2 protein-coding genes are annotated in these 1,327 nt (G+C 61.3%); both read left to right on the top strand.

Annotated features, from left to right (window positions below):
* Positions 1 to 615: hypothetical protein (locus XalbCFBP2523_RS15755; protein WP_211286578.1), on the top strand; the 615-nt coding region annotated here is incomplete at its 5' end.
* A 220-nt stretch (positions 616 to 835) separates the two neighbouring features.
* Positions 836 to 1,099, top strand: coding sequence for a helix-turn-helix transcriptional regulator (locus XalbCFBP2523_RS15750; protein ID WP_045761946.1), 264 nt, complete (start codon positions 836 to 838; stop codon positions 1,097 to 1,099).
* The last annotated feature ends 228 nt before the right edge of the window (positions 1,100 to 1,327 follow it).

Raw genomic sequence — 1,327 nt, 5'->3', positions numbered from 1 at the left:
GGAATCGAGGAACCTCGGCGCTCCGCCCGCCGTGTCGGCGTGCCCGATCACCTGTGGCATCTGGGCGATGCACGGATCATCGGCACCGACGAGTTCGTGCCGGTGTTCGTGGCGCGAGCATTCCAGCGCGCCCCGAAAATCGAGATGGCAACGGCGCTGGCCGATGCCATCTGGCCACGCAGTGGCATCCTATTGGCGCCGCCGCCCTCGCTAACCACCGCGCTACCACGTGACCACGCCATGCGATCTCTCCACGAATTCGTTCGCGTGGACGACGGAAGGGACGTCTTCGATGCGAGCGCCTTCGACCGCGTCTTGCGCGGCCATGCCACGCCCACTGAGGGAGCAGAACCGGAGCAGTTCTTACACGGCCAACGCTTGAAGCTTCCCCACTTCGTGACTTGGCGTGAATTGTCCCGCGAGCGCGCCAAGATCATCAAACACATGTGGGGGACCGACGGTCAGGCCACTCCCGAGATGTCGTGGGCGCAGGTCAACCGCATCGTCAACACCGGCTACCAGTCCTTCGATGACGCTTTCGGTGGCAAAGCCGAGCGCGAGGACGTGCTATGGCTGGTCAAGCGCGGCAAATACCGCCTGCGGCGCAAACCATAAACGCGACCATAAATCGCTTCATACCTGAACCATCCACCGGTCCCTCGGTGATGCCTTCGATGGCAAGGCCGAGCGTGAGGGCGTGCCCTGGCTGGTCAAGCGCAGCAAATACCGGCTGCGGCGCAAAAACCATAAATGCGCCCATAAATCGCGCCATACACGGACCATAAATTCGTGTGGAAACTTCGCTGCGCCCATTTCACCAAAGAGGCGTATCGACATGACAACCCGACTTCCCGCCACACAAATCGGTCAACTTTGTGAAAACAAAGATCCCGGTAGCACCACCCGCATCGCCCTTGACGAGAGCGAACTGGCCGCGCGCTGGGGACTATCCGTCAAGACCTTGCGCCGCTGGCGCCAGGAACAACTCGGCCCGGTCTTCTGCAAGCTCGGAGCGCGCGTCACTTACCTGATCTGCGACGTCGAAGCCTTCGAGCAACGCGTCTCGCGCTACTCGACCTTCGCTCGGGCCTATCCGTGAGCAGGACGGCGATGGGCGATCTGACATCGCCATCGCTGCGATGTGCGTTCGGTACCGCACACCCCCTGGACCCTGACACGCCGTCCCTTTCCCATCCCTTCGATTCGGAGCGACACGCATGAACCTGATCACATCCCTGCGCCACAAACTGTCCTACCTCTATGGCGAACACCTTCCTAACGAAATCCACTATCACCGGGCAGATGGGCAACACGTCGTTGTCGCACT

The organism is Xanthomonas albilineans, assembly GCF_002939705.1.
GTDB classification, from domain to species: Bacteria; Pseudomonadota; Gammaproteobacteria; order Xanthomonadales; family Xanthomonadaceae; genus Xanthomonas_A; species Xanthomonas_A albilineans.
The sequence above is the reverse complement of the archived record's forward strand: the minus strand, read 5'-3'. Positions and strand labels throughout refer to the sequence as shown.